The sequence below is a fragment of the Rhodococcus sp. 14C212 genome (genome assembly GCF_011058195.1).
GTDB lineage: Bacteria > Actinomycetota > Actinomycetes > Mycobacteriales > Mycobacteriaceae > Rhodococcus > Rhodococcus aetherivorans.
Genome location: NZ_JAALEH010000033.1, coordinates 33,864 through 59,710 on the forward strand (window position 1 = coordinate 33,864; position 25,847 = coordinate 59,710).

At 73.2% G+C, this 25,847-nt stretch carries 24 protein-coding genes; 10 read left to right on the forward strand and 14 right to left on the reverse strand.

Annotation, left to right across the window (positions count from 1 at the left end):
* Window positions 1–87 precede the first annotated feature (87 nt).
* From G6038_RS16000 to mftE, 4 genes are read right to left on the reverse strand one after another with little or no spacing between them, the layout of a single operon-like run.
* Complete coding sequence (locus tag G6038_RS16000; RefSeq protein ID WP_165038819.1) at window positions 88–1,389, reverse strand: helix-turn-helix domain-containing protein; 1,302 nt, start codon at window positions 1,387–1,389, stop codon at window positions 88–90.
* A 49-nt stretch (window positions 1,390–1,438) separates the two neighbouring features.
* The gene (gene mftG, locus G6038_RS16005) at window positions 1,439–2,926 is read right to left on the reverse strand and encodes a mycofactocin system GMC family oxidoreductase MftG (protein WP_165038820.1); all 1,488 of its coding nucleotides are present in this window, start codon (window positions 2,924–2,926) and stop codon (window positions 1,439–1,441) included.
* A gap of 17 nt (window positions 2,927–2,943) precedes the next feature.
* Window positions 2,944–4,332, reverse strand: coding sequence for a mycofactocin biosynthesis glycosyltransferase MftF (gene mftF / locus G6038_RS16010; RefSeq protein ID WP_165038821.1), 1,389 nt, complete (start codon window positions 4,330–4,332; stop codon window positions 2,944–2,946).
* On the reverse strand, window positions 4,329–5,015 hold the full coding sequence (gene mftE, locus G6038_RS16015) for a mycofactocin biosynthesis peptidyl-dipeptidase MftE (protein ID WP_165038844.1): 687 nt from the start codon (window positions 5,013–5,015) through the stop codon (window positions 4,329–4,331). The genes mftF and mftE overlap by 4 nt, the downstream gene beginning before the upstream one ends.
* A gap of 284 nt (window positions 5,016–5,299) precedes the next feature.
* Between mftE and G6038_RS16020 the strand changes: the two genes are divergently transcribed.
* Window positions 5,300–5,842 carry a dihydrofolate reductase family protein gene (locus G6038_RS16020; protein ID WP_165038822.1) on the forward strand — a complete coding sequence of 181 codons (543 nt, stop codon included), beginning with the start codon at window positions 5,300–5,302 and terminating at the stop codon, window positions 5,840–5,842.
* Between the two features lie 5 nt (window positions 5,843–5,847).
* Here G6038_RS16020 and G6038_RS16025 read toward each other — a convergent pair whose 3' ends face one another.
* Window positions 5,848–6,846: an endonuclease/exonuclease/phosphatase family protein gene (locus G6038_RS16025; RefSeq protein WP_165038823.1), complete on the reverse strand. Its 999-nt coding sequence runs from the start codon at window positions 6,844–6,846 to the stop codon at window positions 5,848–5,850.
* A 270-nt stretch (window positions 6,847–7,116) separates the two neighbouring features.
* On the opposite strand from G6038_RS16025, the gene G6038_RS16030 reads away from it, so the two are divergent.
* The 3 genes from G6038_RS16030 (at window position 7,117) to G6038_RS16040 (ending at window position 9,985) form a co-directional block, all read left to right on the forward strand.
* The gene (locus G6038_RS16030) at window positions 7,117–8,223 is read left to right on the forward strand and encodes a crosslink repair DNA glycosylase YcaQ family protein (RefSeq protein WP_165038824.1); all 1,107 of its coding nucleotides are present in this window, start codon (window positions 7,117–7,119) and stop codon (window positions 8,221–8,223) included.
* Between the two features lie 149 nt (window positions 8,224–8,372).
* Window positions 8,373–8,717 (forward strand): YciI family protein, encoded by a 345-nt coding sequence (locus G6038_RS16035; RefSeq protein ID WP_165038825.1) that lies wholly within the window; start codon window positions 8,373–8,375, stop codon window positions 8,715–8,717.
* Window positions 8,714–9,985, forward strand: a complete 1,272-nt coding sequence (locus G6038_RS16040; protein ID WP_165038826.1) for an RNA polymerase sigma factor — start codon at window positions 8,714–8,716, stop codon at window positions 9,983–9,985. Before G6038_RS16035 ends, G6038_RS16040 begins: the two co-directional genes overlap by 4 nt.
* A 162-nt stretch (window positions 9,986–10,147) precedes the next feature.
* Here the strand turns inward: G6038_RS16040 and G6038_RS16045 are convergent, their stop codons facing one another.
* Window positions 10,148–10,576, reverse strand: a complete 429-nt coding sequence (locus tag G6038_RS16045; RefSeq protein ID WP_165038827.1) for a hypothetical protein — start codon at window positions 10,574–10,576, stop codon at window positions 10,148–10,150.
* A gap of 97 nt (window positions 10,577–10,673) precedes the next feature.
* Window positions 10,674–11,471, reverse strand: coding sequence for a hypothetical protein (locus tag G6038_RS16050; protein WP_165038828.1), 798 nt, complete (start codon window positions 11,469–11,471; stop codon window positions 10,674–10,676).
* Between the two features lie 41 nt (window positions 11,472–11,512).
* Between G6038_RS16050 and G6038_RS16055 the strand changes: the two genes are divergently transcribed.
* Window positions 11,513–12,511, forward strand: a complete 999-nt coding sequence (locus G6038_RS16055) for a GNAT family N-acetyltransferase (protein ID WP_165038829.1) — start codon at window positions 11,513–11,515, stop codon at window positions 12,509–12,511.
* 16 nt (window positions 12,512–12,527) lie between these two features.
* Here G6038_RS16055 and G6038_RS16060 read toward each other — a convergent pair whose 3' ends face one another.
* Window positions 12,528–13,352, reverse strand: a complete 825-nt coding sequence (locus G6038_RS16060; RefSeq protein WP_165038830.1) for an alpha/beta hydrolase — start codon at window positions 13,350–13,352, stop codon at window positions 12,528–12,530.
* A 116-nt stretch (window positions 13,353–13,468) separates the two neighbouring features.
* On the opposite strand from G6038_RS16060, the gene G6038_RS16065 reads away from it, so the two are divergent.
* From G6038_RS16065 to G6038_RS16075, 3 genes are read left to right on the forward strand one after another with little or no spacing between them, the layout of a single operon-like run.
* Complete coding sequence (locus G6038_RS16065) at window positions 13,469–14,122, forward strand: TetR/AcrR family transcriptional regulator (RefSeq protein ID WP_240918523.1); 654 nt, start codon at window positions 13,469–13,471, stop codon at window positions 14,120–14,122.
* A 40-nt stretch (window positions 14,123–14,162) separates the two neighbouring features.
* Window positions 14,163–14,516, forward strand: coding sequence for a GntR family transcriptional regulator (locus tag G6038_RS16070; RefSeq protein WP_165038832.1), 354 nt, complete (start codon window positions 14,163–14,165; stop codon window positions 14,514–14,516).
* Window positions 14,513–15,529, forward strand: a complete 1,017-nt coding sequence (locus tag G6038_RS16075; RefSeq protein ID WP_165038833.1) for a DUF1648 domain-containing protein — start codon at window positions 14,513–14,515, stop codon at window positions 15,527–15,529. Before G6038_RS16070 ends, G6038_RS16075 begins: the two co-directional genes overlap by 4 nt.
* 120 nt (window positions 15,530–15,649) lie before the next feature.
* Here G6038_RS16075 and G6038_RS16080 read toward each other — a convergent pair whose 3' ends face one another.
* Complete coding sequence (locus tag G6038_RS16080; RefSeq protein ID WP_165038834.1) at window positions 15,650–17,218, reverse strand: HD domain-containing phosphohydrolase; 1,569 nt, start codon at window positions 17,216–17,218, stop codon at window positions 15,650–15,652.
* 135 nt (window positions 17,219–17,353) lie between these two features.
* Here G6038_RS16080 and G6038_RS16085 point away from each other — a divergent pair, with 135 nt between their 5' ends.
* A complete protein-coding gene (locus tag G6038_RS16085) occupies window positions 17,354–18,085 on the forward strand; it encodes a hypothetical protein (RefSeq protein WP_165038835.1) in 732 nt (243 codons plus the stop codon).
* A gap of 75 nt (window positions 18,086–18,160) precedes the next feature.
* The gene (locus G6038_RS16090) at window positions 18,161–18,568 is read left to right on the forward strand and encodes a hypothetical protein (protein WP_346772833.1); all 408 of its coding nucleotides are present in this window, start codon (window positions 18,161–18,163) and stop codon (window positions 18,566–18,568) included.
* 59 nt (window positions 18,569–18,627) lie between these two features.
* On the opposite strand, the gene G6038_RS16095 is transcribed toward G6038_RS16090, so the two are convergent.
* From G6038_RS16095 to mftC, 5 genes are read right to left on the reverse strand one after another with little or no spacing between them, the layout of a single operon-like run.
* A complete protein-coding gene (locus tag G6038_RS16095; RefSeq protein ID WP_165038836.1) occupies window positions 18,628–20,598 on the reverse strand; it encodes a mycofactocin system FadH/OYE family oxidoreductase 2 in 1,971 nt (656 codons plus the stop codon).
* Window positions 20,595–21,407, reverse strand: a complete 813-nt coding sequence (locus G6038_RS16100) for a mycofactocin-coupled SDR family oxidoreductase (RefSeq protein WP_165038837.1) — start codon at window positions 21,405–21,407, stop codon at window positions 20,595–20,597. Before G6038_RS16100 ends, G6038_RS16095 begins: the two co-directional genes overlap by 4 nt.
* Before the next feature lie 37 nt (window positions 21,408–21,444).
* On the reverse strand, window positions 21,445–23,343 hold the full coding sequence (locus tag G6038_RS16105; RefSeq protein ID WP_165038838.1) for a mycofactocin system FadH/OYE family oxidoreductase 1: 1,899 nt from the start codon (window positions 23,341–23,343) through the stop codon (window positions 21,445–21,447).
* A 16-nt stretch (window positions 23,344–23,359) separates the two neighbouring features.
* Window positions 23,360–24,535, reverse strand: a complete 1,176-nt coding sequence (gene mftD, locus G6038_RS16110; protein ID WP_165038839.1) for a pre-mycofactocin synthase MftD — start codon at window positions 24,533–24,535, stop codon at window positions 23,360–23,362.
* Between the two features lie 35 nt (window positions 24,536–24,570).
* The gene (gene mftC / locus G6038_RS16115) at window positions 24,571–25,818 is read right to left on the reverse strand and encodes a mycofactocin radical SAM maturase (RefSeq protein WP_165038840.1); all 1,248 of its coding nucleotides are present in this window, start codon (window positions 25,816–25,818) and stop codon (window positions 24,571–24,573) included.
* Window positions 25,819–25,847 lie beyond the last annotated feature (29 nt).

The following is a 25,847-nucleotide window of genomic DNA, read 5'->3' on the forward strand; positions in this document are numbered from 1 at the left end:
CGGATGGTCTGGCACTCCCCATGCGGGGCGTGTGATCCGGAACACTACGAACCGGTGGGTTGCAACTACGTTGCGTAGGTCCGAGCCTCAGATCCCGAGCTGGCGGTCCAGCAGCCCGATCCGGGCCTTGACCTGGGCGAACAGCGTCGAACGCGGATCGAGGGTGGTCAGGTACGCCTCCCACGCGGCGATGTCGTCGCGCCCGTGCACCGACGCGGTCCACCGCGCGAGCAACTGGGCGTCGCCGGCCCGGAGCAGCGCGGCCTGCACCCGGGCGCGCAGCTCGTCCCGGATCTCCTCGATGCCGGGCGCGGCCGATCCGGGCAGCACCGGTCCGGCATACAGACGCACCGCCGTCGCCACATCGCCGCGATCGAGTGCGCCGCGGACCTCCGCGACGTCGGTGACGAGTTCACCCAGGAGCCGGTATGGGCGCGAGCCGAGCCCCTCGGGTCCGAAAACCTTTCGCAGGCGCGACATCTCGGCACGGATGGTGACGGAGTCGAGCTCGGCCTCGTCGAGCAGCACCGCAAGCCGGTCCGAGCTCAGACCCTCGGGATGTTCGGCGAGCAGCAGCAGGATCTCGGCGTGGCGCTGGGACAGAGGGATCCGTTCGCCGTCGCGGTGCAGAGTGGGCCGGCCGGACCCGAACGTGTCGAGACTCGTCCGTGCAGCCGACAACAGCCGGGGCGAGCTGAGCAGGTGCAGCCGCAGTTCCGACTCGGCGGCGGCGACCGTGGCCCGCACGAGCTGCAACACCTCCGGCGCGGCCACGCGGAGCCCGCCGGTGATGTCGATGGCGCCGAGGATCCGGCCGGTGCTCGGGTCGTGCACCGGCGCGGCCGAGCAGCTCCATTCGTGCACGGTGCGGTTGAAGTGCTCGGCGGCGACGATCTGGACGGAGTGGTCGACAGCGAGAGCGGTGCCGGGCGCGTTGGTGCCCACCCGCTCCTCGCTCCAGTCGGCACCCTCGACGAAGCTCATCGACAGCGCCCGGTCACGGGCGGCGTGATCACCCTCGACCCAGAGCAGCCGGCCCTGTTCGTCGCTGATCGCGACGAGCAGCCCGCTGTCGGCGGCGTCCTCCACCAGCAGCTTGCGCACGACGGGGCGGATCAGCGCCATCGGGTGCCCGGCCCGGTACCGCTCGAGGTCCAGGCCCGTGAGCAGGCTCGGCTGTTCGACGGCGTCGGGACTGATGCCGTTCCTGCGGCTGCGTAGCCAGGATTCGCGGACCACCGAGCGGACGGAGGCAGGTACGACCGACGTGTCGGCCGCGTCGAGGAACGAACTGTGCGCCGAGGACGCACGTTGCGCCAGCTGCGACGGGTCGTCGCCCGGCCGCAGCGCCACCCAGGGGTTGGCCGAGCCGGATCGTTCGTCGGTCATGCGCTGCTGCTCATCTGCCGGTTCCTCCTCCGGACAACTGTAACCCGAGTCACAAGCACGCCCGGGTGCCCACCCGTTCGGCCAGCATCACGGCCGTCGCGTGCGGCCCACGGCTGGGCACCTGCGGGAACACGGACGTGTCCACGACGCTCAGCCCCTCGGCGGCGTGCACCCGGCACCGCTCGTCGACGACGGCCGCGTCGTCGCCGCCCATCCGGCAGCTTCCGGACAGGTGCAGCGACGTCCCGAGGTGCCGCTCGAGCCACGCGTCGCCGGGGTCGAACGCGTCCGGGTCGAGGCCGGTGCGATCGACGACGTCCGGCATGGCCGCGAGCAGGTGCGCGGCGCGCGCCACCCCCTCGCGCAGGTCGGCACGGTCGGCCGGGTCGTCGAGGTAGCGGTAGTCCAGCAGCGGCGGCCGGAACGGGTCGGCCGGGTCGAGCCGGATCGTGCCGCGGCTGCGGGGCCTCGTGAGCACCACCCCCAGGACCGGGTCGGCGACGCCGCTACCGGGGACGGACGCGGCGAACGGTGCGGTGTAGGGGCGCAGCTCGAGGTTGCCGGCGTGCAGGACGACCTCCAGGACGGGGGCGGGCCCGGGCAGCGGCGCGCGATAACGGTAGGGGACGGCGATCTCCGGATGGTCGGTGTAACCCCTGCCCACGCCGGGGATCTCGATCCGGGGGGTGATGCCGTGGCGGGTGAGCTCGGCGCCGTCGCCGATGCCGGAGAGCATGAGCAGCTGCGGGGAGCCGATCGCACCGGCGGCGAGCACGACGTGGCCGGCACCGACGGTCGCGCCGTCCTCGGTCTCGACGCCGACTGCGCGCGCGCCCGAGAGCACGACCCGCCGCACGCGCGTTCCCGTGCGCACTGTCAGGTTCGGCCGGGCCAGCGCCGGCAACAGGTACGCGTGGGCGGGACCGACGCGCATCCCGGCGCGGATGTTGAGCGGGACGGGGCCCACCCCGTCCGGTCCGGGCGCGTTGAGGTCGTCCACCCGGCGATGTCCGGCGGCGAGCGCCGCGTCGTGGAACGCGGCACCGACCGGGTGCAGCCGCTCCCGGGGTGTACGGGCGACGGGCACGGGACCGGCCGCGCCGTGCCATCGCCGGCTCACCCCGGTCTCCGCGGCGTCCGCCGCGTCGGCGTCGGTCTCGGTGGCGCGGAAGTGCGGCAACACCCGATCGAACGACCAGGACGGCGGCCAGGCCTCGAAGTCGTGCGGGCGGGCCCGCACGAAGTACGCGCCGTTCACTGCGCCGGAGCCGCCCAGCAACCGGCCGCGGGTCACGACGGAGGCACGCCGTTCGGTCAGCCGGGCCGGGTAGGCACAGGTCCACGGGCTGTCCGGACCGACCGGCAGGACGGTCGCGTCGAGCACCGCGGGCGGGGTGTCCGCGGTCGTGCGATAGCCGGGGCCGGCCTCGAGCAGCAGGACCGTCCGGTCGGGGTCCTCGCTGAGCCGCGCGGCCAGCACGCAGCCGCAGCTGCCGCCGCCGACCACGACCACGTCGGCGTGCACCGGATCGGCCACGGCTGCGGAGGCCCGGCTCAGCCCCGGATGCGGGGCGCGAGCGCCGCCGGATCCCGGGCGACGACCGCGCCCCACCACAGGCCGGCGCCGTAGGCGATATCGTCGAAGCGCTTGTAGAACACGTAGCGCAGCGGGTCGAGGCCGCCCTCCTCCCGGTGGCCGTACCAGTCCCACAACCCCTCGGCGACGGCGAAGCCGAGGACCGCGCGACGCACCCTCGGCGAGACCACGGCGGCGACGAGCGTGACCGGCCAGTAGTGCCGGCACAGCGCGGAGGCGACCTGCCACATCCCGCCGGCGAACCCCTGCGCGGTGAGCACCGCCGCGATGCGGGTCGGCTGGTCGAGTTCGGCGAACATCCGCCGCAGCCGGAGCATCGTCACCGACAGCGACGCGACCGAACCGACGACGCCGAGGCGGGTGCGGCTCGCGGCGGCCACGCACGCGAACAGCATCGACCCCGACATCGACATGGTGGGTACCGAGCCGGGGTGCCGGCTCGCGAGGGGCGCCGCACCTGTGCCGTAGAAGGCCTTGCGGGTGAACCACTTCCGGAATCCGACGCGGTGGTCGTGGGCCACGTGCGCCACCGGTTCGTAGCGCAGCCGCCAGCCGGCCTCCTGCAGTCGCCAGCACAGGTCCACGTCCTCGGCGACGTGCATGGTCTCGTCGAAGCCGCCGGTCGCGGTGAGCACGTCGCGGCGGACGATGATCGCGGCGCTCGGTACGTACGAGACCGGGCTGCCGGACTTGACGGCGGCCTCGCGGCGACCGAGATCGAGCGACGAGCGCGCGTGTTCGTAGCGCCCCAGGGCGCCCTTGTCGGGCTCGAGCGCGACGACGCGCGGGGCCACCAGGGCCACCGCAGGGTCGGAGAAGTGCCCGAGCATCACCTCGAGCCATCCCTTCCGCGGCACCACGTCCGAGTCGAGGAATGCGACGAACGGCGTTGTGGCGGAGCGCAATCCGGTATTGCGTGCCGCGGCCGGACCGCGGGATCGCTCGTGCCGCAGCACCCGGACCGACGCCCTGGCCGGGGCGGGCACCGGGACGTCGGAGCCGTCGTCGACGACGATCACCGTCAGTCCCTCGACGGCGGCCAGCAACCGCCCGAGTCCGGCGGTGTTGTTCTTGACGGGAATCACGACGGTGACGTCGGACGTGGCAGGCAGGGCCGTGGGACGGGGGTTTCCGACACCGGAGTCGAGCAGCCGCCGCGCCACGACGGCGGTCTGCGAGTCGACGACCTTCACGTAGCCGTCGCCGATCATCGCCGCGGCCGCCGGAGCGAGCTTGAGCATGCGGGTGGGCGAGCCCCCGATGAGCACGCGGCCGTCGGAGTAGGCGCGCACCCGCGGGTCGATACGGACGCCGAATCCGTCGGGCAGTCGGGCCGTGCTCGTCAACGGAGTCTTCCTTTCCCATCCGGCTCCCACCGGGTTACCTGTGCCGTTGCTCGATCGACGAGTTCGGCGAACCATCGTGCCCCCTGCGCCGCGCTCGCGGGCGTCGGATCCCCCAGCACGCCGTTCGCGGACACGGCGACGATACCGCCCTCGCGCATCCGGGGCATCAGGTCGGTGAGTGTGCCGGTGTTGCCCTTCTCGGCGCGGGCGGTGTCCACCACGCGCGGATCGAGGTGCAGCAGCAGGCTGGTCTCGGTGACACCGGCGTGGGCGTCGCCGCCGGGCACGACGAACGGCAGCCACGCCGCGTCGCGGCCCTCGTAGCGCAGCAGGGACACCGCCCTGGTCAGCGGGTGCACATTTCCGCCGTGCCAGTTGACGAACAACAGGCGCGCGGCCCACCGGCACACCGAACGACCGTATTCGACGAGGACGGTCTCCATCGCCTCCGCGCCGAGCGAGACGGTGCCGGGGAAGCCCTCGTGCTCGCCGCTGGACCCGTACTCGAGGGCCGGCGCGACGAGCACACCGGGCAGGGCGGCCGTCAACGCGCGGGCGATACGGGTGTCGGTGTCGAGCGGAAGGTGCGGCCCGTGCTGCTCGAGCGCGCCGACAGGAACGGCGACCGTCGCGCGGCCCGGTTCGAGGTCGGGCCAGTAGGCGGTGGCGAGTTCGCGGGTCACCGGTCCGATGGTAGGGGGGGCACCGTCCGGGTGGCCGCCGGCGGTGGCGGGAGCGTGCTCGACCCGGGCCGGCACCCGCTGCCGGTGGGCGCGCCGAGCGGCCCGTTCGTCCGGGCCGGCGAGGCGTTCCTGGCACCGCTCGATGCGCTCGGCGTACGGACCGGTCAGCAGGCCGATCGCGTCGCGGGCCGGCGTGGACAGCACCTGACTGCCTCGCGACGAGTTTTCGTCCGTTCGGCGGTCGGTACGGACAGAATCGGGACGTCGCGAGCGGAAGGTGGGCCATGAGCAAGCTGCTGTACTCGGCGACCATGTCGGTGGACGGGTTCATCGCCGGTCCGGGCGGCGACATGTCGTGGATGGTGCCGTACCTCGGACCCGATCCGGCGATCGACGAACTGGTCGGCGAGATCGGTGCGCTCCTCGTCGGCAATCGCACCTTCCGCGGCGACGACCCGCACAAGGGCACACCCGCCGAGGGCGAGGCGTTCGATGGCGGCTGGAGCGGTCCGCAGTTCGTGCTCACCCACCACCCTCCGGCCGAACCGGTTCCGGGCGTGACGTTCGTCGGTGACCTCCACGCGGGCGTGGCCGCAGCCACCACGGCCGCGGGCGGGAAGTACGTCAACGTGCTCGGCGCCGACGTCGCCCGGCAGTGCCTCGAGGCCGGCCTGCTCGACGAGATCTTCGTCTGCATCGCGCCGGTCCTGCTCGGCGACGGCGTCCGGCTGTTCGACCGCCCGGGCGGAACCCCGCTCGCGCTGGAACGCCTCGTCACCACCCAGGGGCCCGTTGCGACCGACATCCGGCTGCGGGTCGTGCGGTGAGAACGCTATCCGCCTTCTCCGGAACCCTCCTCGCCGGACGGCCGAGGGAGCCGGATCCCGGCGACGAGACCGTGATGATCGGAGCCGGGGAGCTCGATCCGGTCGAGGGAGGTCGCCGTGGCACCCCGCGTGAGGATGTGATCGATCCCGACGAGGGCCGGGTAGCGGCGGTCCGCCGGATACGTCGGCACGAGCCCGCCACCGACCCGGTCCGCGGCGTGCACGTACCCGGCGTCGAGGAGGTCGCGGAAGCGGGTGTGCGAGTACGTCGCGTTGAAGTCCCCGCTGACCACGACCGGCGCCGTGCCGGCCACCGACTCGAGCTCCGCGTCCAGTCGTTCCAGCTCGGCCGCCCAGGCCGGAGCGGGTGTCAGGTACGGCGGCGCGGGATGCACCGCGTACAGGATCAGCGGGCGCCCGGGACCGGTGTCCAGAGTCGCGGTCAGGTTCGTCGGCCCGAACCCGTCGAGCTTCCGGCCGGCCGAGACGGGAAACCTGCTGTAGATCCCGGCGCCCGCACCGCCGGTCGGCGTCGGGGCCAGGAAGCGGTGCGCAAGCACGTCGCCGAGGCCCGCGACCTGCAGCGCGGCCACCGCGTCGCCGGTCAGCTCCTGAACGGTGAGGACGTCGACCTGCCGCTCGCGCACCGTCCGGACCAGCGCATCGGGGTCGGCCTTCCCGACCATGAGGTTGGCCTGCATCACGCGGATCGTGGGACCGGATGCGGCGTCCGGCTCGTCACCCCGGACGCCCGGCACATACAGCGGTCCCAGGGTCCAGGCGCCGGCCGCGACGACGACGAGCGTCGACGCCAGCAATACCGGTCTCCGGGCGAGCGCGGCGGCGATCGCACCCGCCACCGTCCCGAGCAGCAGGTACGGCCCCAGCGACGCCCAGGCGATCACGGCGTTGCTCTCCGCGTCGGCCGCGAAGGCCACCAGCGCGGTGAGCCCGAGCACGGTCGCGGCGATCGCGACGACGGTAGCCGGTCGCACCGGGCTCATGGATTCCTCCTCGTGTCGGGAGCACGCCGCCGACGTGTCCGAAGCGCCTCCGCATTGTCCGGCACGACGGCCGGTACCGGGAGGTACGGACACGCCGGAACCGCTCCGGATCCGCGGACACCGGTCCCGGAACCCAGCTCCAGCGTTCGGGTCCGCCCGGACGCCGCATCGCACAGCCGGTCGCGCGGACCGGCATCCTCGGTGTGGAGGCGTTGCGCCCGCGGACGCCGGCAGAGTTCACCACAGCGACGAGGGAATCGGGGTACCGAGATGGCTGTCACGGCACTCGACCGACGTCGGATCCTCGCCTTCCGTGCCGCGGCGCAGGGTCTCGATCGGACCGCGGCCGGACGGGACCGGGTGCTCGCGCTCGGGGTGCAGGACACCCCGTACGGGTCGGCCCGCGACGCGCTCGCCGCACGATCGGACGATGCCGCGACAGAACAGGATTCGCTCGTACTCGTGTGGTCGTGGCGCGGGGCGCCGCACCTGCACCGGCCCGGCGATCTCGCGTTTCTCGCCGCGGCCCTCTGGCCGGTGAACGACACCGACGCCACCACACGTATCGGGACAGGGCAGATCCGCGAGGGCGCCCAGCGCGGCCTGCGCGCATTCACCGAGGCGGCCGAGGCCGTGCACGCCGCGCTCACCGGCCCGATGACCAAGGGAGAGCTGAGTGCGGCGGTCAGCGCGGCGGTTCCCGCCGACCTCACCTACGACTGCCCCTCGTGCCGATCCCGACATATCTCCGGTGCGCTGTTCCAGCAGGTCGGCCTCGCGGCGCGCGTGCGGGTCTGCCCGCAGGGCCGCAGCACCCACCTCGACGTCCTGCCCGCAGGGATCGGACCGGATGCGGTGCCCGAGCGCGCCGAGGGCACCGCAGCCGCCCTGCACCGGTACGCCGACGTGCTGGCGCCGGTCACACCGGCCGGGCTGGCAGCCTTCCTGGGCACCGACATCGCAACGATTCGCGCGGTCCTGCCCGACGATCTGGTTCCGGTGAACGGCCCGGCCGGGAAGGGCCTGGTGCCGGCCTCGGCGGTCCCTGACCTCGACGGAGCCGCCGACGTGCGAGCGACCCGTCTGCTGCCGCCCGGCGATCCGTGGCTGCAGGCCCGGGACAGGGAGTTCCTGGTGCCGGACCGAGCGCGCCGGAAGGCGATCTGGCGCCCGATCGGCAGCCCCGGTGTCGTCCTCGTCGACGGGGAGATACGAGGGATCTGGCGGGCGAGGGCCGCGCCCCGGGACACGCTCGCGGTGTCGGTCGAGCCGTTCGAACCGCTGTCCGTGCGGACGCGGGACGAACTCGAGGCCGAGGCGCAGCGACTGTCCCACGCCCGGAAGCGCGCCGGCGCGACCGTCGGGTATGCCGATTGACGACCCTCCGACATGCGACCGCGGCCCTATGTCGGAGGCGCCGCCGAGAATGAACCGGTATCCCTGTCGATCCGACCGTGTCCCGTTCGTCGTCATGTCGTACGGCAACCCTGCCGCGCAGGACACTCACCCAACGAGAGGTGCTCACCATGAAGTACATGATGCTGATCAACGCCGCATCGGCCGACGCGGGCGACCAGTGCAGCGTCGAGGAGTGGATGGTCTACGACAAGGAGATCCAGGAGGCCGGAATCGTCGTCGCCTCGGAGTCGCTCGCGGACCTGACCACCGCGACGACCGTGCGGGTCGGCCCCGACGGGGCACGTGCCGTCACCACCGACGGGCCGTTCGCCGAGACGCGGGAGGTCCTCGGAGGCTTCTACGTCGTCGACGTGCCCGACCTCGACGTCGCGCTGGACTGGGCGGCCCGCTGTCCCGGGGCGCGCGGCGGCGGATCCGTGGTGGTGCGGCCGATCGCCGACTTCGGGCAGTGACCGCGACGGACGGGCCGGGCGCCGGCGCCCGGGTCGACGTCGCCGTGGAAGCGGTGTTCCGGGAGGAGCGCGGCCGGCTGCTCGCCGCGCTCGTCCACCGCTTCGGCGACCTCGATCTGGCCGAGGACGTCGCCGCCGAGGCGATCGAGGCGGCGCTGGTGCACTGGCCCGTCCAGGGCGTCCCGGCCAAGCCGGGGGCCTGGCTGCTGACGACGGCGCGGCGCAAGGCCGTGGACCGGCTCCGACGGGATCAGGTGTACGCCGCCCGGCTCGCCGTTCTGCAGGTGGATTCGGAACGGGCCGCCCCCTCCCCCACCCCGGACACCGGCAGCGACCTGCCCGACGAACGCCTGCAGTTGTTCTTCACCTGTGCCCACCCGGCGCTGCCGGCCGAGGACCGGGTGGCGCTGACCCTGCGGTGCCTGGCCGGGCTCGAGACACCCGAGGTGGCGCGCGCCTTTCTCGTCCCGACCGCGACGATGGCCCAGCGGATCGTGCGGGCGAAGAAGAAGATCCGGCAGGCCCGCATCCCGTTCCGGGTGCCGGACCCGGACGAGCTGCCGGAGCGGCTGCCGGGCGTGCTGCAGGTGCTCTACTCGGTCTTCACCGAGGGATACGCGGCCAGCTCGGGACCGGACCTGCAGCGCCCCGACCTCGCCGAGGAGGCGATCCGGCTGGTCCGGATCCTGCGCCGACTGCTGCCCGGCGAGCGGGAGGTGACCGGGCTGCTCGCCCTGATGCTGCTGACCCATGCGCGACGCGACGCCCGGACCGGCCCGGACGGCGAGATCGTTCTGCTCGCGGATCAGGATCGCGCACGGTGGGACCGCGCCCTGATCGCCGAGGGCACCGCCCTCGTGCCCGTGGCGCTGACCGGCGGCCCGCCGGGCCCGTACGGCGTGCAGGCCGCGATCGCGGCGCTGCACGACGAGGCCCCCGGCGTCGCCGCCACCGACTGGCCGCAGATCGTCGCGCTCTACGACGTCCTGTCCGCCCTGGCACCGTCGCCGGTCGTCGCGGTGAACCGCGCCGTGGCGGTGGCGATGCGCGACGGCCCCGAGGCCGGCCTGGCGCTGCTCGACGCGCTCGCGGACGAGCCCCGGCTGCGCGGATACCACCCGTATTCCACCGCACGCGGCGAACTGCTGCACCGGCTCGGCCGCGACGACGAGGCCGCCGTCGCCTACCGGCGGGCTCTCGAGCAGGCCGGAACCGAACCCGAACGGGAGCACCTGCGCCGGCGGCTGGACGAGACGGGCCGGTCGTGACCGGGACGAACCCGCGTCCATTCGGGCGCCGACACCGCCCGCACCGGCACCGCCGGTGCAGTGACCCGGGCCCGCTGCCGGCCGAACACCCAAGCCCGCGCATCGAATCGGCGCTGGTGCCGACGGTCGGACCCCGATCGCTTCGGGGATCGGGGAGGACGGTCAGTGTGGGGCGGCGGTCGACCCACCGGATCGATTGCCGAACGGATGGCGCCAATCGGGTGAGCTGGACGGCGAGCCCCCGGGCGGCGGCGGCGCGGCGCTGCCGGGCTGCGGTGCGGAGGGCCGGTCGTACTCGTGCCTTGCGGCGGTGGTCTCGAGGCGGGATTCTTTCAGTTCGCGGCGAGCGAGCCGACCTCGACGCGAGGTCCGCTGCGCACCGGCGAGCAGGAGACTGAGCCCGACCGCTCCGACCGCACCGACGACGATGCCGTAGAGGAACAGTGCCCCGGTCGAACCGGTGACGTGGTACCCGAACACGACGAAGCTGTCGTCGGTCAGTGCATGGGCGGCGCCGGTGTTGCCCAACACCCCGGCCACACCGATGATCACGGCGGCGAGCAGAATGACGAGTCCGAAGATGACGATCATGACGGCCTCCATGGCCAGGGGAGTATGTATCTCTCCAGTCAACGCCGGGTTCGCACCGTTGTCGACGCGGCTGTCGTAGAAGTCGTTGCTCCTGCCGCTAGTCGTCGAAGCCGCTGCGGGCGGCCCAGCCCGACGCGGCGAACGACCGTCGCAGGGCGACGCGCAGGTCCGCTTCACCCGCAAGTGCTTTCATGGCGGACCGGTACTCGTGCGGGCGCCGGCCGACGAGCGCCGCGAACCCGGCACAGTGGCGCAGGAGCGCCGCGAACAGCGCCTCCTGGGACTGCAGCGGCAGCGGCGGCGCCCCCGGCGGTGCGAGGGCGCCCCACTTCGAGACGTACACGCCGAAGGACGCCGGCCGCTGCCCGCCGTCGATCTCCAGCCGGCACTCGTCGGCGGTCACGGTGCGTCGCGTGTAGTTCGGCTCCGTCGCGTCGAGGCACGCGAGCTGGTCCCGATCGAACAGCGACGCGAACACCGCGGTGCGGGTCCCCGGCCGCCGGAACGCGGTCGCCGCGACGAAGCCGGCCACGCTGACGTGGGCGCTGTGCCCGACGGCGATGCCCACGACCGTCGCGCGCAGGAACGGCACGGTGGTGTCGACGTTTCCGGCCGTGAACTTGCGCCGCACGACCGCCGGACATGCGTTGGAGCCCACCGCGACGACGAGGTGCCGGTCGCCGACGCCGGCGACGCCGGCCCGGCGCAGCGCCTCGTCGAGCGTCGAGTCGTCGCGTCCGTCCAGCCGTGCCGCGCCGAGGCCGGCTCCCGGCCGGGGGCGTGCCCGGTGATAGCCGTCCTCTCGGAGCAGGCCACTGCCCGGCGCGGCCGTCCCGGGATAGAGCCAGGGGGCGGCCGCGAAATCACCACAGTCCGTTCCGGCGGCAGCACCCACCTTTCCAGTATGGCGCCGCGAACGCGCGGTACCCTCCGGCCGTGCAGATCGAACCGCGTCCCATCGACGACGCCGAGGTGCAGTCCCTGATCGACGAGGTGCAGCTCGAGTACGTCCGTCGCTACGGAGGACCGGACCACACCTCGTTGCATCCGGAGGAGTTCACCCCGCCGCACGGCGTCTTCCTGCTCGCCCACGACGGCGGCTTGCCGGCGGGGATCGGTGGCTGGCGGGCCCGCGACTCGGCGCACCCGGGGCTGCGCGACGGCGACGCCGAGATCAAGCGCATGTACGTGCGGGAAGGCGCCCGCCGCCGGGGCGTGGCCCGACGGATCCTGGCCGAACTCGAACGCACCGCCGTCGAGGCGGGCCGGCGACGGATGGTGCTCGAGACCGGCACCGAGCAGCCCGAGGCTCTCGCCATGTACGCCGCGGCCGGATACGAGCCGCTGCCCGAACGGTTCGGCAAGTACGCGTACTCCGCATCGTCGCTGTACTTCTTCAAGGACCTCGCGCTGCCCGGCGACGACGCGCCCCGCGTCCGTCCCGCGCACGCGGCGGAGCTGCCGGTTCTTCAGGACATCGAGCGCGCGGCCGGCCGCGCGTTCGCGGACCTCGGAATGGACGCCGTCGCCGACGACCCGCCGCCCACGCGCGCGGAGCTGCACGAGTTTGTGACCGGCGGGCGGGCCTGGGTGTGCCTCGACGGCCACGACCGCCCGGTGGCCTACCTGCTCGCCGACGTCGTCGACGGCACCGCCCACATCGAGCAGGTGTCGGTGCATCCGGACCACGCGCGCCGCGGGCTCGGCCGGGCCCTGATCGACCACCTCGCCGACTGGGCGCGTGTCCGCGAACTGCCCGCGCTGACGCTGACCACCTTCGCCGACGTCCCGTGGAACGGGCCGTACTACCGGCGGCTCGGCTTCCGGTACCTGCGCGACGACGAACTCGGCCCGGGGCTGCGGCAGATCCGGCGCGACGAGGCCGCCGGGGGCCTCGACCGGTGGCCCCGCGCGGCCATGCGACGCGAACTCTGAAGTTCTGCACGGTCTCTCACGTGCGGCGCGGTACCGCGGCGGCCCAGAATCGCCGCACCAGGTCCGTCGTCTCGGCCGGCGCCTCGAGCGGGACGAGGTACGCGGCGCCGTCGACGACGGCGCAGGACCCGTCGGGGAGCAGCAGGCTCGCCGCGCGCGCCTGCTCGGGCGTCCAGCCCTTGTGCTCGCTGCCGGTGACGAACAGGGTCGGGACCGACAGCCGTGGGAGCCGATCGGTGAGGTCGGGCCGGTGCAGCGAGATGGAGACGACGGCGTTGCGCAGCGCGGCCCGGTCCGCGTGGACGAAACAGTCCTCGACGAGTGCGACCGCCTCCGGATCGCGCTCCCTCATTGCGGCGGAGAGCAATACGTTCGTCACGCCGGACCGGATGAACCCGGCGGCGCCGAGCGTACGGTAGGCGGCGAGGAGGAACAGCGTGCGGGCGCGCTCCGCCCGGTTCAGCGCCTGGACGGGCGTCCCCAGCGTCACCAGCGTCCGGCACCTCGACGCCGTGTCGGTCGCGAAGACGATGCCGACGTGGCCGCCCCAGGCGTTACCGACCCAGTCGACGGGTTCGTCGATGCCGAGGGCGTCGAGCACGGCGACGGCCGCCGCGGCGCATTCCCCGGTGGTGTAGTGCCGGCCGGGGTCACCGCTCGCCCCGTGCCCGGGCCCGGTGACCACGACGAGGCGCCGGTCGGCTCCCAGCGCGTCTTCGACTCTGCTCCAGGATCTTTCGTCGACGAACAGGCTGTGCCAGAGCACCGCGGGCGGGCCCTCCCCGTGCACGCGGACGGCGAGTGGACCCACCTCGGTCGAGATCTTCTGCATCCGTGTCATGACCGCCACCACCTTCGGTGCGACTCGGGTTGACACTGTCAATTGCTATGGTCCCGCGGGAGGTTGACACTGTCAATGGGCGGAGTCGCGCACCGCCGGGAGGAGCTGGTGGACGGATGACCGACACGCTCGACGAACGGCTGCTCCGCGCCGCGCTCGAACAGCTGCGGGAGCAGCCGGCCGAACACCTCAGCCTCCGCCGGGTGGCGCAGCAACTGGACGTGAGCCACCAGGCGCCCTACGTGCACTTCGGGAACAAGCGCCGATTCCTCGCGGCCGTGGCGGGCGCCGGGCTGCAGGGCGCCGTGACGGAGGCGGCCGCGGCCGTCGAGGCGGCCGGATCCGATCCACGGCGCCGGCTGCACGCGCTCACCGACGCGTACGTGCGGTTCGTCCGGGAGCGCCCGCACGTACACGACCTGGCCTACGGGCCCACGGTCGACAAGGCCGATCACCCGCGCCTGCAACAGGCGGCCGCCGACTACTGGCGCCTGCTGCGTGGCACCGTGGCGGCCTGCCAGCCCGAGGGTGTCGAGGAGGCCGAGGTGCTGCGGCGGTGCGCCGCCACGTGGGGCACCGTCTACGGCATCGCCCGGCTGACCACACTGCACCAGATCCCCGCATCGGTTCCCGGCGACCGCGACGTCCTGTTGCACGAGGCCGTCGACGTGCTCCACCGGGGCTGGCAGGCCGGCGACCCGGGGACAGGATCCGCCTTCCCCATCGCCGCCGGGTCGGCAGTGACCCCGCCGGCCGGGCACCGTCGATAACCGACTTGTTCTATTTCAAATAGAACAATATGCTTGTCCCGTGCTCATCAGACTGGACCCGAACTCGCCGGACCCGTTGTTCGTGCAGCTGGCCGCGGCCGTGCGCGGCGCGGTCGCCCGGGGCGAGGTCCGGGCGGGCGAGCGCCTCCCCGGCGCGCGCGACCTGGCCGCATCGCTCGGCCTCAACGTCCACACCGTCCTGCGGGGATACCAGCAACTGCGCAACGAAGGCCTGGTGGAGCTGCGCCGCGGGCGCGGCGCGGTCGTCACCGATCGCGCCGAAACCGGTCATGCCGCTTTACATTCCGCCGTCGCTCAGGTCGTCGCGCACGCCAAGCGCGTCGGCCTGAGCGCCGACGACCTCGTCGACCTGATCCGAACGGAGTTCACATGACAGACGATCCCGGCACCGTCCGGCGTCCCACCGGCCGCATCCTCCTCGGCTCCACGGCCGCCCCCCTGGCCGTCGCCGCTGCGGGCGCACTCGTGCTCCGGAGCTGGCATGCGCAGCTACCGGATCCGATCGCAACACATTGGAACCTCGACGGCACCGCAGACGGATTCGCCGGCCTCCCAGCAACGATCGCACTCTTGCTGGCGTTCGGCGTCCTGTTCGCCGCCCTCGGTTTCGGTCTCGCCCGGGCCGCCGACACCGACCCCGCCCTCACCCGCGCGGTCGCCGCCACCGTCACGGGGACGGTCGCTTTCGTGACCGCCCTGACCGTGCTGGCGACCGGCTCTCAGCGGGGACTCGCGGACGCCGCCGCCGCCTCGCCGCCGGGAACGGCTCTCCTCGCAGCACTCGGCATCGGCGTCGCCCTCGGGGCCGGCGCCGCCGCGGCGGTGCCCCGGTGGTCGCGCGGACCTGCCGCTGCCCCGGCCGCCGATGCCCCGCGAATCCCCCTCGGCGCAGACGAACTCGTCGTGTGGACCCGATCGGTGGCCACCGGCAACGTCACGACGATCGTGCTCGTCGCGGCGGTCGGTATCGTCGCCGCCCTCGGCGTGCTCACAGGCCTGTGGATCCTGCTGGGCCTGGCCGTGCTGCTCGCCGTGCTGGTCGCGCTGACCTGCTCGATCCGCGTCACCGTCGACGTCCGCGGGGTGACTGTCGCGGGCCTGTTCGGGTGGCCGCACCTGCACACCCCGCTCGGCACCATCGCCTCCGCCTCCGTCACCGATGTGGCACCGCTGAGGCACTTCGGTGGCTACGGATACCGCATGGCGGTACTGGGCCCGCTGCGCGGTGCCCGAGGGTTCGTCCTGCGCGGCGGCCCCGCTCTGGTGCTGCACCGGCGCGACGGCGCGCGCACCCTGGTCGTGGTCGACGACGCCGCGACCGCCGCCGGGCTCGTCAACCGTCTCGTCGAACGGACGGGCGACGCGAGGACCGACCCGGCCCGCTGAACGTCGGCAGGTGCAGGATGCCCGGGCGGGCCTGGAGAACCCCGGCGAGCGAACCGGGTTCGACGACGACCGGTCCGGCCGCGGTGCGGCGCTCCCCGCCGCCCCCGGCGTGCCTGCGGGTCACCAGGCCAGTCCGAGATCGACGGCGGCCAGGCCGGCCCGCGTGCGGTTGTCCACGCCGAGCTTGGCGTAGACGCGCTCGACGTGGTTGCGGGCCGTCTTTTCCGCGATGCACAGCTCGTCGGCGATCTGCCGGTTGGACCGGCCCCGGGCGACGAGCCGCAGCACCTCCACCTCGCGGGCGGTCAGCCCGGCCGGCCAGGGCGCGCGCCGCACCCGCCGGTGCCCGGCCGCCGTCAGCACCGCCTCGACCGCCTCGGCGTCGAGGCGGCCGCGGCGGGCCTCCTGCCGCAGGCGGTCCGCCGCGTGTTCGGGGGTGAGCGCACCGCGATGCGGCCGGGGTTCCCCGAAGCGCTGGTACGACTCCGCGGCGGCGAGAAGGCGATCGGCGACACTCAGGTCGCGGCCGTGCACGCCGTTGGGATATCCGGAGCCGTCGAGGCGTTCGCGGTGCGTCGTCGCGACGGCGACGACGTCCGTCATGCCGGTGACGCGGCTGAGGATCCGCCCGGTCAGGTAGGGGTACAGCCGGACCCGCTCCCATTCGGCGGCGGTGAGCGGACCGGGCTTCTCCCAGATCCGGTTGGACACCCCCATCCGGCCGAGACCGTGCACGAGCCCGGCCCGGTAGAGCACCTCGACGTCCGTCGCCGGCAGGCCGCGCAGGCGGCCCGCGGCCGCGGTCAGGTCGGCCACCGCCCGCGAATGCCCGAGGAGGCAGGGAACTTTGAGGTCGACGAAGTCCGCCATCGCACGCAGCAGCGCGTCGAGTTCGTCACCGGCGAGGACGCGCGCGCGGTCAGGGGCCCGATCCAGCGCCGCCCCCCACGCGTCCTGCTCGAGCAGGCCGTCGGTGAGCTCGCCCGCTGCCTCCTGGAACGCCCGCGCCACCCGCGGACAGAACTGGGTCCCGCTGCGCGCCCGCGCGACCTCGACGGCCCGCCCCGGTCCGCCGGCCCGCAGATGGACCTCGGAGACCTCCGCAAGGTGCACGATGTGCATCTCGAGCGGGATGTCGTCGCCGCGGACACCCGCGGGCAGCCCGGCGCCGTCCCACCGTTCGAACGCGTAGGCCAGGGCCGCACCGACCTGGCGGTCGAGCCCCACCCGGTCGGACAGCGTCCCCGCCGAGGCGCAGTGCGAACCGATCAGTTCGGCCATGCGGCGGCGGGCGGTCAGCAGGAACGCGGCGACCTGGACCATGCGACGCGGGCCGTCGAGCCCGCGCCCGACGTGGCTCGTCAGCATCCGCAGGAACGGCAGCCCCGTCATGTCGACCCGGTAGGTGTCGGCGCGGAGGGCGATGTCGTCGCCGAACAGCTGCGCCAACTCGTGCGAGTCCGCGTGGCATCCGATCCAGGCGACGAGGTTCGTGTAGTAGACGACGGCCTGCTGCTGTGCGTCCAGGCCCATGCGCTCGGCGATCCGGCCGGCCAGCACGGCGGACCGCAGCATGTGCTCCATCGGCTGCCCCAGGCCCAGATCGATCGCCAGGGACAGCGCTGCGAGCAGCTCGGCGCGCCGCGGCCCGTCCCGCGGGCCCGGAGACGACTCGCTCCTGCGCTGCACGGCCCCATTGTCCTCCGCTGCCGGAGCCGGGGCGCCCCTCCGGCGGATGCCGAAGATGAGGCATCGGCCCCATGCTTCCGGACACGACGCGGCGCACGATCGGAAGGACCGAATTCGTATGCCGAGGAGGACGACATGAAGACCACACCGCAGGCAGCCGCCGAGGAGCCCCGCGCCCTGCCCCGGGTCGCCGGCGAGCGGTTCACCGGGTACGCGGTGATCGGTGCGCCGTTCGCCAGCGGGCACTGTCTGGCGCTGCGCCGGTTCACCGCCGGGTCGGTGGGCCCCGCCTTCACCGCGGTCTGGCACCGCGACCCGCACGGCCGCTGGACCGTCTACAGCGATGTGGCGCCGGAGCACGGATGCGCGCGCTACCTCGGCGTCGCCCTCACCCGGACGGTGCGCACCGACGTCGCCGCCGAGTGGACCGACCCGTCCCGGTTGCACATCACGGCGGGTGACGACGTCGTCTGGGACGTACGGGTGGCTTCGTCGCCGGCCACCGTCGTGGCAACCGTGGCCGGCCGGCTGCTGCCGGACGGGGCGCGGCACAACCCCGCGGTCCTGGCCGCCGTGGCGCGCGTCGCCGGCCCGGTCCTGGGCGCCGGCCGGATCCGGCTCACCGGCGACGTGCCGAACGGACAGTGGTTCCGCGCCGCACCGCGCCGGTTGTGGTCCGCCCACACCCTCGCCGCGACGGTGGGCGGAGTCGACCTCGGCGCCGACGGGCCGCTGCCCGAACAGGAGCGGCTCGGCGATTTCCGGATTCCCCAGCGCGCCCTGTTCGCGACCGTCGATGCCTGGTTCGAGCCGTTCGATCCGCGGCGGCACGCGCCGGCGTGCCCGGGCGGTGCGCTCACCCGCTGACCGGCGCCGGCACTTGCGCGTGCGATGATCTTGTGGACCATCGAGGGGGTGCCATTGTCTGAAAGCATCGTGCCGGTGACGGGTAGACGAACCACGAGGGGGGCGTCCGAGGACCCCGTGTACGTTCCGCTGCGCAGTATCTCCGCGGCGGCGACGACGCTGCAGGAGGCGGTGGCGCGGCAGAACGCCACGGACTACTACGAGGTCCGCGCGGCGATGGATGCGGAGTACTACTGGCGCGCCGTGGTGCAGACCTTTCAGATCGCCGACGAGTCGTTCCTGCACGCCACGCGCGGCACCCAGGACGGTGCCGACATCTCGGCCCACGTCATGGCCCGCGCCGCGGCCTGGGTGGCGAAGACGGAACTGGCGGTGGAGGGCTCCCGGATGTACGGGGCGCTGGTCGCATTCACCCAGGGTGTGGGCGACGGGTACGCGGCGGTGGAGTCGTGGGCCGACACCACCAAGCGCGCGAGCCGATAGGCCGCTGCGCGGCCGGTGCGTCCTTCGGGTTGCTCCTGCCGCCCGAAGGACGCACCGGGCTACAGCCCCACCGCCGCCCGCTCCCCCTCGACGATCGCGGCGTGCGCCCGCCGGGGCGTGACCGCGTCGCCGATCCGCACGACGTGGAAGGCACTGTCGCGCAGCGCTACCCAAAGCTCGTCCACGGGGTCCTGATGGGTGGCCACGACCACCGCGTCCACCGTGCGGGTGTGCGCGACGGCGGTCGGGTGGTGCCACAGCGCGACGTCGAGCCTGCCGCCGGTCTCGGTGACGGCGGTGACGAGCGTGTCGGTGAGCTGCCCGATGCCCTCGGCGTGCGCCCTGCGGGTCCAGCCCTCCATGTCGAGGGTCAGGCCGAGGTCCTGTCCGACGATCATCCCGGCCGTGCAGACCGTGACCGCGGCGCCGCGGCCGGCGAGGAGTGCGGCCACCGACGTCGCCTGGTGGAAGCCGAGGTCGTCGACGACGAGGACGTCGCCCCGCGGGGACACGCGGCCGTCGAGCACGTCGCGGACGTCGACGACGAGCGCGGTGTCGCCGGCCCAGTCCGGGCGCCGCGGGCGCGCCCCGGTGGCGACGACGACCGCGTCCGGTCGGTGCTCCCGCACGAAGGCGGCGTCGACGTGCACGCCCATACGCATCTCGACGCCCGCGCGGCGGCATTCGACCTCGAGGCTGTCCACCATGCCGGCGAGTTCGCCGCGGCCCGGAGCGGTGGCGGCCGTGCGGATCTGACCACCCAGGGCGGGTGTGCGCTCGCACAGGGTGACCCGGTGCCCGCGCTGCGCGGCGGTCGCGGCGGCGCGCAGGCCGGCCGGGCCGCCGCCGACGACCAGCACGCGCCGGCCGGGGACCACCGGATCGGGTAGCAGCTGCGCCTCGCGGCCGGCGCGGGGGTTCTCCACGCAACCGATCCACCGGCCGAGCCCTACCCGCCCGATGCACTCCTGGTTGCAGGCCAGGCACGGACGCACGGCCTCGTCGTCGCCGGCGAGGGCCTTGGCGGCGAAGTCGGGATCGGCGATCTGCCCACGGACGACGCCGACGAGGTCGCAGCGCCCCTCGGCGAGGGCCGCCTCGGCCTGGGCGGGGGTGGTGAAGCGTCCGACGCCGACGACCGGCAGCCGCACCCGCCGCCGGATCGCGTCGGGCACGAACAACGCGTAGCCGTGGGGCGTGGCCATGGACGCCTCGATCAGGTGCAGGGTCTCGGTGGCCACCCCGATCGAGGTGTTCAGGTAGTCGACGTGCCCGCTGTCTTCGATCATGGCGGCGACGGCGACGGCGTCGTCGAGGGTGATCCCGCCGTCGGTGCCGTCGTGCCCGCTGAGGCGGACCCCCACGACCAGGTCGGACCCGACCGCCGCGCGCAGCGACCCGACGACCTCGAGCAGGAACCGCGCCCGGTTCCCGAGGGGTCCGCCGTACCGGTCGGTGCGCAGGTTGGTGCCCGGGGACAGGAACTGCCGCACGATCGACGCCTGCGAGCACTGCAGTTCGACCCCGTCGAATCCGCCGGCACGGCAGTGCTCGGCGACGCGGGCGTACCCGTCGACGAGTTCACGGATCTCGTGCTCCTCGAGCGCCTTGGGCACCTCCCGGAACAGCGGGTCGGGCACGGCGCTGGGCGCCCACAGCGGCAGGCCGGTGTACATGCCGCAGCCCTGGGCGCCGTTGTGGTTGAGCTGGGCGAAGATTCGCCCGCCGCGGGCGTGCACGGCGTCGGTGATCCGCCGGTACCCGGGCACCACCGCGGGGTCGTACCCGCGGATCAGCTTCTCGTAGGGCCGGTCCGTCGGGTGCACGGTGTGCTCCTCCGAGACGATCAGCCCGGCTCCACCGCCGGCCCGCGCCGCGTAGTACGCGGCGTGCTGCGCGGTGGGCAGCCCGGCCTCGGCGAAGTTGGTCAGGTGCGCGGAGAACACCACCCGATTGCGCAGCGTGACCGGGCCGAGCCGCAGCGGGGCGGCCAGCCGTGGGTGCGGTCCGGCGGAGCAGGGTGCGCTCACACCTTCGAGTTCCCCTGGTCGAGGGCCATCTGGCTGCCGGTGACGGTCCGGGCGCGGTCGCTCGCGAGATACAGCACGGCCTCGGTGATGTCGTCGACGTCGGCGATCGGCTTCTCGGTGAGGATCGGGGCGAAGCTCGGCAGCCAGTGCGGGTACTTCTCGAACAGCGTCAGCGCGCCCCGGTCGGTGCCCATCGGAGTGTTCACGCCGTACGGGTGGATGGAGTTGACCCGGATGCGGTATTCGCCGAGTTCCTTGGCGGCGCTCTGGGTCAGGCCGACGAGGCCGAACTTCGCGGCGGCGTAGTTGGCCTGGCCGGGCATGGCCTTCAGCCCGGCGACGGAACTCACGACGATGATCGACCCTCCGTTGCCGGCCTCGATCATGGCGGGTGTGGCCGCCTTGAGGGTCTTGAAGACGCCGGTGAGGTTGATGTCGATCAGTTCCTCGAACTGCTCGTCGGGCATCTCCCAGAAGCGGTTCCAGTTGCAGATGCCCGCGTTGGCGACGACGACGTCGAGGCGGCCGAACTGGGCGACGCCTTCGTCGACGACGGACTTCAGGGCGGCGCTGTCGCGCACGTCGGCGATGCGCGCGTGGATCTTCGCACCCTCGGCCTCGACGAGCTGGACGGTCTCGTGGAAGTCGGCTTCGGTGACCGGCGCGTAGGAGTTGTACTCCGAGACGGGACCGGCGATGTCGACGCCGATGATCGACGCACCCTCCCGCGCGAACCGGATCGCGTGGTTGCGTCCCTGACCGCGCGCAATGCCGGTGATGAACACGACCTTGCCGTCGAACTCGCCCATTCGTCGATCCTCCCGATCCGTAGCAGTCTGCAACAGGTTACAGTTCGGATCCGAGCGTGTGCCCCTCCCGTACCGCCTGGTGGACACTTCGCGGCGCGAGGCAGTCGCCGATCCGCGCCAGCCCGGTCCGGTACAGGGTGTCCTCCGGCAGACCCGGGGCGCAGTCGACGAGCAGCGCGCCGGCGACGTCGGTGCGCCGCCCGGTCAGCCGGTGCTCGAGTTCGACCGCGTGTGCGCCGACTCGTCGCACCGTGACCCCGAGGTGCCGGGTGACCCCGGCCCGCTGCAGCCGGGTGTTCGCCGCGACCAGGTCGCCCGACGGCGCGAGCCGCGACCCGGCGATCGGGTCGGTCGTGGCGTACGAGACGGTATAGCCCTGGGCGGCAAGCTGTTCCGCGATACCCACCGCCACGGGACCGCCCACGGGATCCCACACCACGACCGGCCGCACGGGGATCGGGCCACCGGCCAGCAGGCCGGCCGCGGTGACGTAGTGGCCCTCCTCGGCCGGGTACTCGGGCGGCCGGTCCCGGCTGCCGGTGGCGAGCACGACGGCCTCCCCCGCGGCCACGGCGTCCTCGAGCTCGCCGGCGGTGACGGCACGGCGGGTATCGATCCGCACGCCGAGCGTGCGGCAGCGGGCCTCGAGCCAGTCGACGAGCGCGGAGAGCGTGTCGCGTCCCGTGCCCACCGCAGCGGTGCGCAGCATCCCGCCGACGCGTCCGGCGCGCTCGACGAGGCGGACCCGGTGACCGCGCTCGGCGAGGACCCGGGCGGCTTCGAGCCCGGCCGGTCCCCCACCGACGACGAGGACGTCCCGCGCGGTGGCGGCCGGAGGCTGCGGTGCGCGCGTCTCGTGCCCGGCCTCCGCGTTGCCGATGCAGCCGACCCGGGGATTGCGGAAATCGCGCACCAGGCAGGCCTGATTGCACCGCACGCACGGCCGGGGCGAGCGGCCCTCGCGCACGGCGGTGACGAGGTCCGGGTCGGCGATCTGCGCGCGGGTCATCTCGACGAGATCGCCCACCCCCTCGGCGAGGGCGCGCTGCGCGGCGGCGGGGTCGACGACGCTGCCCTGCAGGACGACGGGGACGGCGCCCGCCACCGCGTCGCGGACGGCGCGGCACAGTCCGGCGTTGAACCCGGCCGGCGTGTGCGCGTCGGGCCGGTACGCGCCGGGAGCGTAGAGGCCGCCTCGCACGACGGTGAGCAGATCCAGGTCCGGCGCGAGCTCGCGGGCGTGACCGGCGGCGTGCTCCGGGGTGATGCCGGCCCAGGGTGCCTCCTCGTCGCAGCTCAGGCGCAGCGCCAGGATCCGACCGGGACCGAGTTCGGCGCGCACGGCCGCGACCACCCGCCGCAACAGCAACGACCGGTCGGCGCCGTAGCGGTCGGTGCGCCGGTTGGTCAGGCCCGAGAGGAATTGGCGCAGCAGCGCGGTCGGCCCGGCGTCCAGTTCGATCCCGTCGGCATCGGCGGCGACCGCGACCGCGGCGGCGGCACGGAATCCCTCGATCAGCGCTTCGATCTCGTCGTCGCCGAGCTCCATGGGCAGTTCCCGGACCGCGGGGTCCGCCACCCGCGACGGGGCCCACAGCGGTGCCTGGGTCCACGCGCTCGAGCCCTGCAGCCCGGCGTGGCCGAGGCCGGCCAGCACCAGGGTGCCGTGCGGCCGGCACGCGGCGACGACGGCGGCCCATCCGGGGCCGCACTCCGCGGCCAGGGGTGCCCGCTCGTAGGGCTGGTCGTGCGGGTGCACGGAGGCGACCTCGGTCACGAGCACCCCCGCGCCACCGCGCGCGCGGCGCTCGTAGTACGCCACGTGTTCGGACGAAAAGGTCCTTCCCACACCGAGATTGGTTTCGTGCGGCCCGAAGATCACCCTGGTCGGCGCGTGGCGTCCGGCCAGGGTGATCGGTTCGGTGAGGGTGCCCATCGGCAGGTGGGACCGCTCAGATTCCGAGGTCGCGGCGGAAGCCCGGCGGGACGACGACGTCGTCGGGGGTCAGCTCGTGGATCGACGTCTTGCCGAGGCCGATGAGCGCGGACCCGATGCCGCCGGCGAAGATGTCGAGGACGTTCTCCACGCCCGCCTGCCCGTTCGCGGCCAGGCCCCACAGGTAGGCGCGGCCGATCATCACGGCCTTGGCGCCGAGGGCGAGGGCCTTGACGACGTCGCTGCCGCGGCGGATGCCGCCGTCGAGCAGTACCTCGATGTCCTTGCCGACCGCGTCGGCGATCGCCGGCAGCGCCCGGATCGGGGCCGGCGTGCCGTCGAGGTTGTTGCCGCCGTGGTTGGACACCGAGATCGCGGTGACGCCCGCGTCGACGGCGCGCTTGGCGTCGTCGACCCGCATGACGCCCTTGAGCATGAACGGCCCGTCGCCCCACTGTTCCCGCAGCCACGCCACGTCCTCCCAGGTGGGCAGCGGGGTGCCCATCCACTCGCCGTAGGCGCCGAAGAACGTCGGGGCACTGCCACCGGGCGGGGTCAGGTTCGGGGTGGTCAGGTCCGGCACCTTGCCGGTCTTCGCCCAGTCGAGCAGCCAGCTCGGCCGCAGGATGCCCTCGGGGGCGAACCGGAACATGGCCTTGAGGTCCATCTTCTCCGGGATGGCGGGGCTGCCCCAGTCGCGGCCGCTGGAGAACGACCAGTCCAGGGTCATGATCAGGCCCTTCGCGCCGGCGGCGCGGGCCCGCTCCATCCGCTGGACCAGCACCTCGCGGCTGCCCACCCAGTACATCTGGAAGAAGGTCTTGTCGTTGGCCGCGGCGACCTCCTCGATGGACTTGCTCGCGAACGAGCTCAGCCCCATCGCGGTACCGCGGGCCGCGGCGGCACGGGCGACGGCGACCTCACCGTCCGGGTGCACCGCCTGCACGCCGGTCGGGGAGATCAGCACCGGCAGGGCGATGTCCTGCCCCATCACGTGGGTGCCCATCTCCCGCTTGTCGGACAACCCCGCCACGTGCGGGGCGAAGCCGAGCTCGCCGAATGCCGTCAGGTTGTCCTCGACGGTGATGCCCTTCTCCGAGCCGGCCACGAGGGCGCCGTAGACGGACCTGGGGAGCTTCTTCTTCGCCCGTTGCTGCGCGACCGCAACGGTTTCGAACCATTCCTTGGACATGGATCTGCCTCTCCTACTTGCACGAACGGGGCCGGCTAGTGCATTCCGGCGAGCGGGTTTTCGTCGCAGACCCGCGACGGCGGGCGCACCATCAGCTGCAACGGGACGGGCGCGCGCGGGGTGCGGCGCTCACCGGTGCGCGAGTGGTCGACGCTGGACTTGGGCACGGTGCGGTCGGCGCTGAGCGCGGATTCGCCGTAGCCCTGGACGCATTCGGGATCCGGCCCGTCCATCGGCAGACCGGTGAAGAACTTCGCGGCCATGCAGCCGCCGCGGCACGAATCGTAGAAGGTGCACTTGCTGCAGGCCCCGCCGGTCTGCGGCGACCGGAGTTCGGTGAACAGCTCGGAGTGCTGCCACACCTGCTGGAAACCGCCGTCGGACAGGATGTTCCCGGCGAGGAACTTGTCGTGGATGGCGAAGGGGCAGGCGTACACGTCGCCCACCGGGTCGATCAGGCACACCACCCGGCCCGCGCCGCACAGATTCAGCCCCGGCAGCGCACCGGCGCCGTCGCTGCCACCGAAGGCGGACAGGTGGAAGAACGAATCGCCGGTCAGGACACCCTCGCCGTGTGCGACGAGCCAGTTGTAGAGCTGCCGCTGCTGCTCGTGGGTGGGGTGCAGGTCGTCCCACACGTCGACGGCACGGCCGGAGGGACGCAGGCGGGTGATGCGCAACGTCGCGCCGTACTCGTCGGCCAGGGCCTTGAACTCGTCGAGCTGGTCGACGTTGTGCCGGGTGACGACGACGGAGATCTTCGCGTCGCGGAACCCGGCCTCGGCGAGGTTCTCGAGGGCACGCACGGCCATCGCGAACGAGCCGGGGCCGCGTACGGCGTCGTTGACCTCGGCGGTGGCGCCGTCGAGGGAGATCTGCACGTCGACGTAGTCGGAGGCAGCGAGCCGCGCGGCGACCTTCTTGTCGATCTTGACGCCGTTGGTGGAGAACTTCACGCCCACCTGGTGCTCGGTGGCGTAGTCGACCAGCTCCCAGAAGTCCGAGCGCACGGTCGGCTCACCGCCGCCGATGTTGACGTAGAACACCTGCATGCGCTGCAGTTCGTCGATGATCGCCTTGCACTGTTCGGTGGTCAGCTCGCGCGGGTCACGCCGGCCGGACGAGGACAGACAGTGCACGCACGACAGATTGCAGGCGTAGGTCAGCTCCCAGGTCAGGCAGATCGGGGCGTCGAGACCCTTCTCGAACTGGTCGACCAGGCGGCCGACCTTGGGCGGGCCGGAAGCTTCTCGTACTGCGGCGGATTCGAGCACAGAGGTCATGGGCTGCGTCCTCGTCGGTGGGGCGGGCG

Bases quoted from the DNA above. Each gene is read 5' to 3' on its own strand.
- G6038_RS16000 (WP_165038819.1), bottom strand. From the start codon at position 1,389: ATGACCGACGAACGATCCGGCTCGGCCAACCCCTGGGTGGCGCTGCGG.
- G6038_RS16020 (WP_165038822.1), top strand. From the start codon at position 5,300: ATGAGCAAGCTGCTGTACTCGGCGACCATGTCGGTGGACGGGTTCATC.
- G6038_RS16100 (WP_165038837.1), bottom strand. From the start codon at position 21,407: ATGGGCGAGTTCGACGGCAAGGTCGTGTTCATCACCGGCATTGCGCGC.
- mftD (WP_165038839.1), bottom strand. From the start codon at position 24,535: ATGTCCAAGGAATGGTTCGAAACCGTTGCGGTCGCGCAGCAACGGGCG.
- G6038_RS16030 (WP_165038824.1), top strand. From the start codon at position 7,117: ATGGCTGTCACGGCACTCGACCGACGTCGGATCCTCGCCTTCCGTGCC.
- G6038_RS16065 (WP_240918523.1), top strand. From the start codon at position 13,469: ATGACCGACACGCTCGACGAACGGCTGCTCCGCGCCGCGCTCGAACAG.
- G6038_RS16045 (WP_165038827.1), bottom strand. From the start codon at position 10,576: ATGATCGTCATCTTCGGACTCGTCATTCTGCTCGCCGCCGTGATCATC.
- G6038_RS16025 (WP_165038823.1), bottom strand. From the start codon at position 6,846: ATGAGCCCGGTGCGACCGGCTACCGTCGTCGCGATCGCCGCGACCGTG.
- G6038_RS16105 (WP_165038838.1), bottom strand. From the start codon at position 23,343: ATGGGCACCCTCACCGAACCGATCACCCTGGCCGGACGCCACGCGCCG.
- G6038_RS16085 (WP_165038835.1), top strand. From the start codon at position 17,354: ATGAAGACCACACCGCAGGCAGCCGCCGAGGAGCCCCGCGCCCTGCCC.
- G6038_RS16075 (WP_165038833.1), top strand. From the start codon at position 14,513: ATGACAGACGATCCCGGCACCGTCCGGCGTCCCACCGGCCGCATCCTC.
- G6038_RS16060 (WP_165038830.1), bottom strand. From the start codon at position 13,352: ATGACACGGATGCAGAAGATCTCGACCGAGGTGGGTCCACTCGCCGTC.
- mftC (WP_165038840.1), bottom strand. From the start codon at position 25,818: ATGACCTCTGTGCTCGAATCCGCCGCAGTACGAGAAGCTTCCGGCCCG.
- G6038_RS16035 (WP_165038825.1), top strand. From the start codon at position 8,373: ATGAAGTACATGATGCTGATCAACGCCGCATCGGCCGACGCGGGCGAC.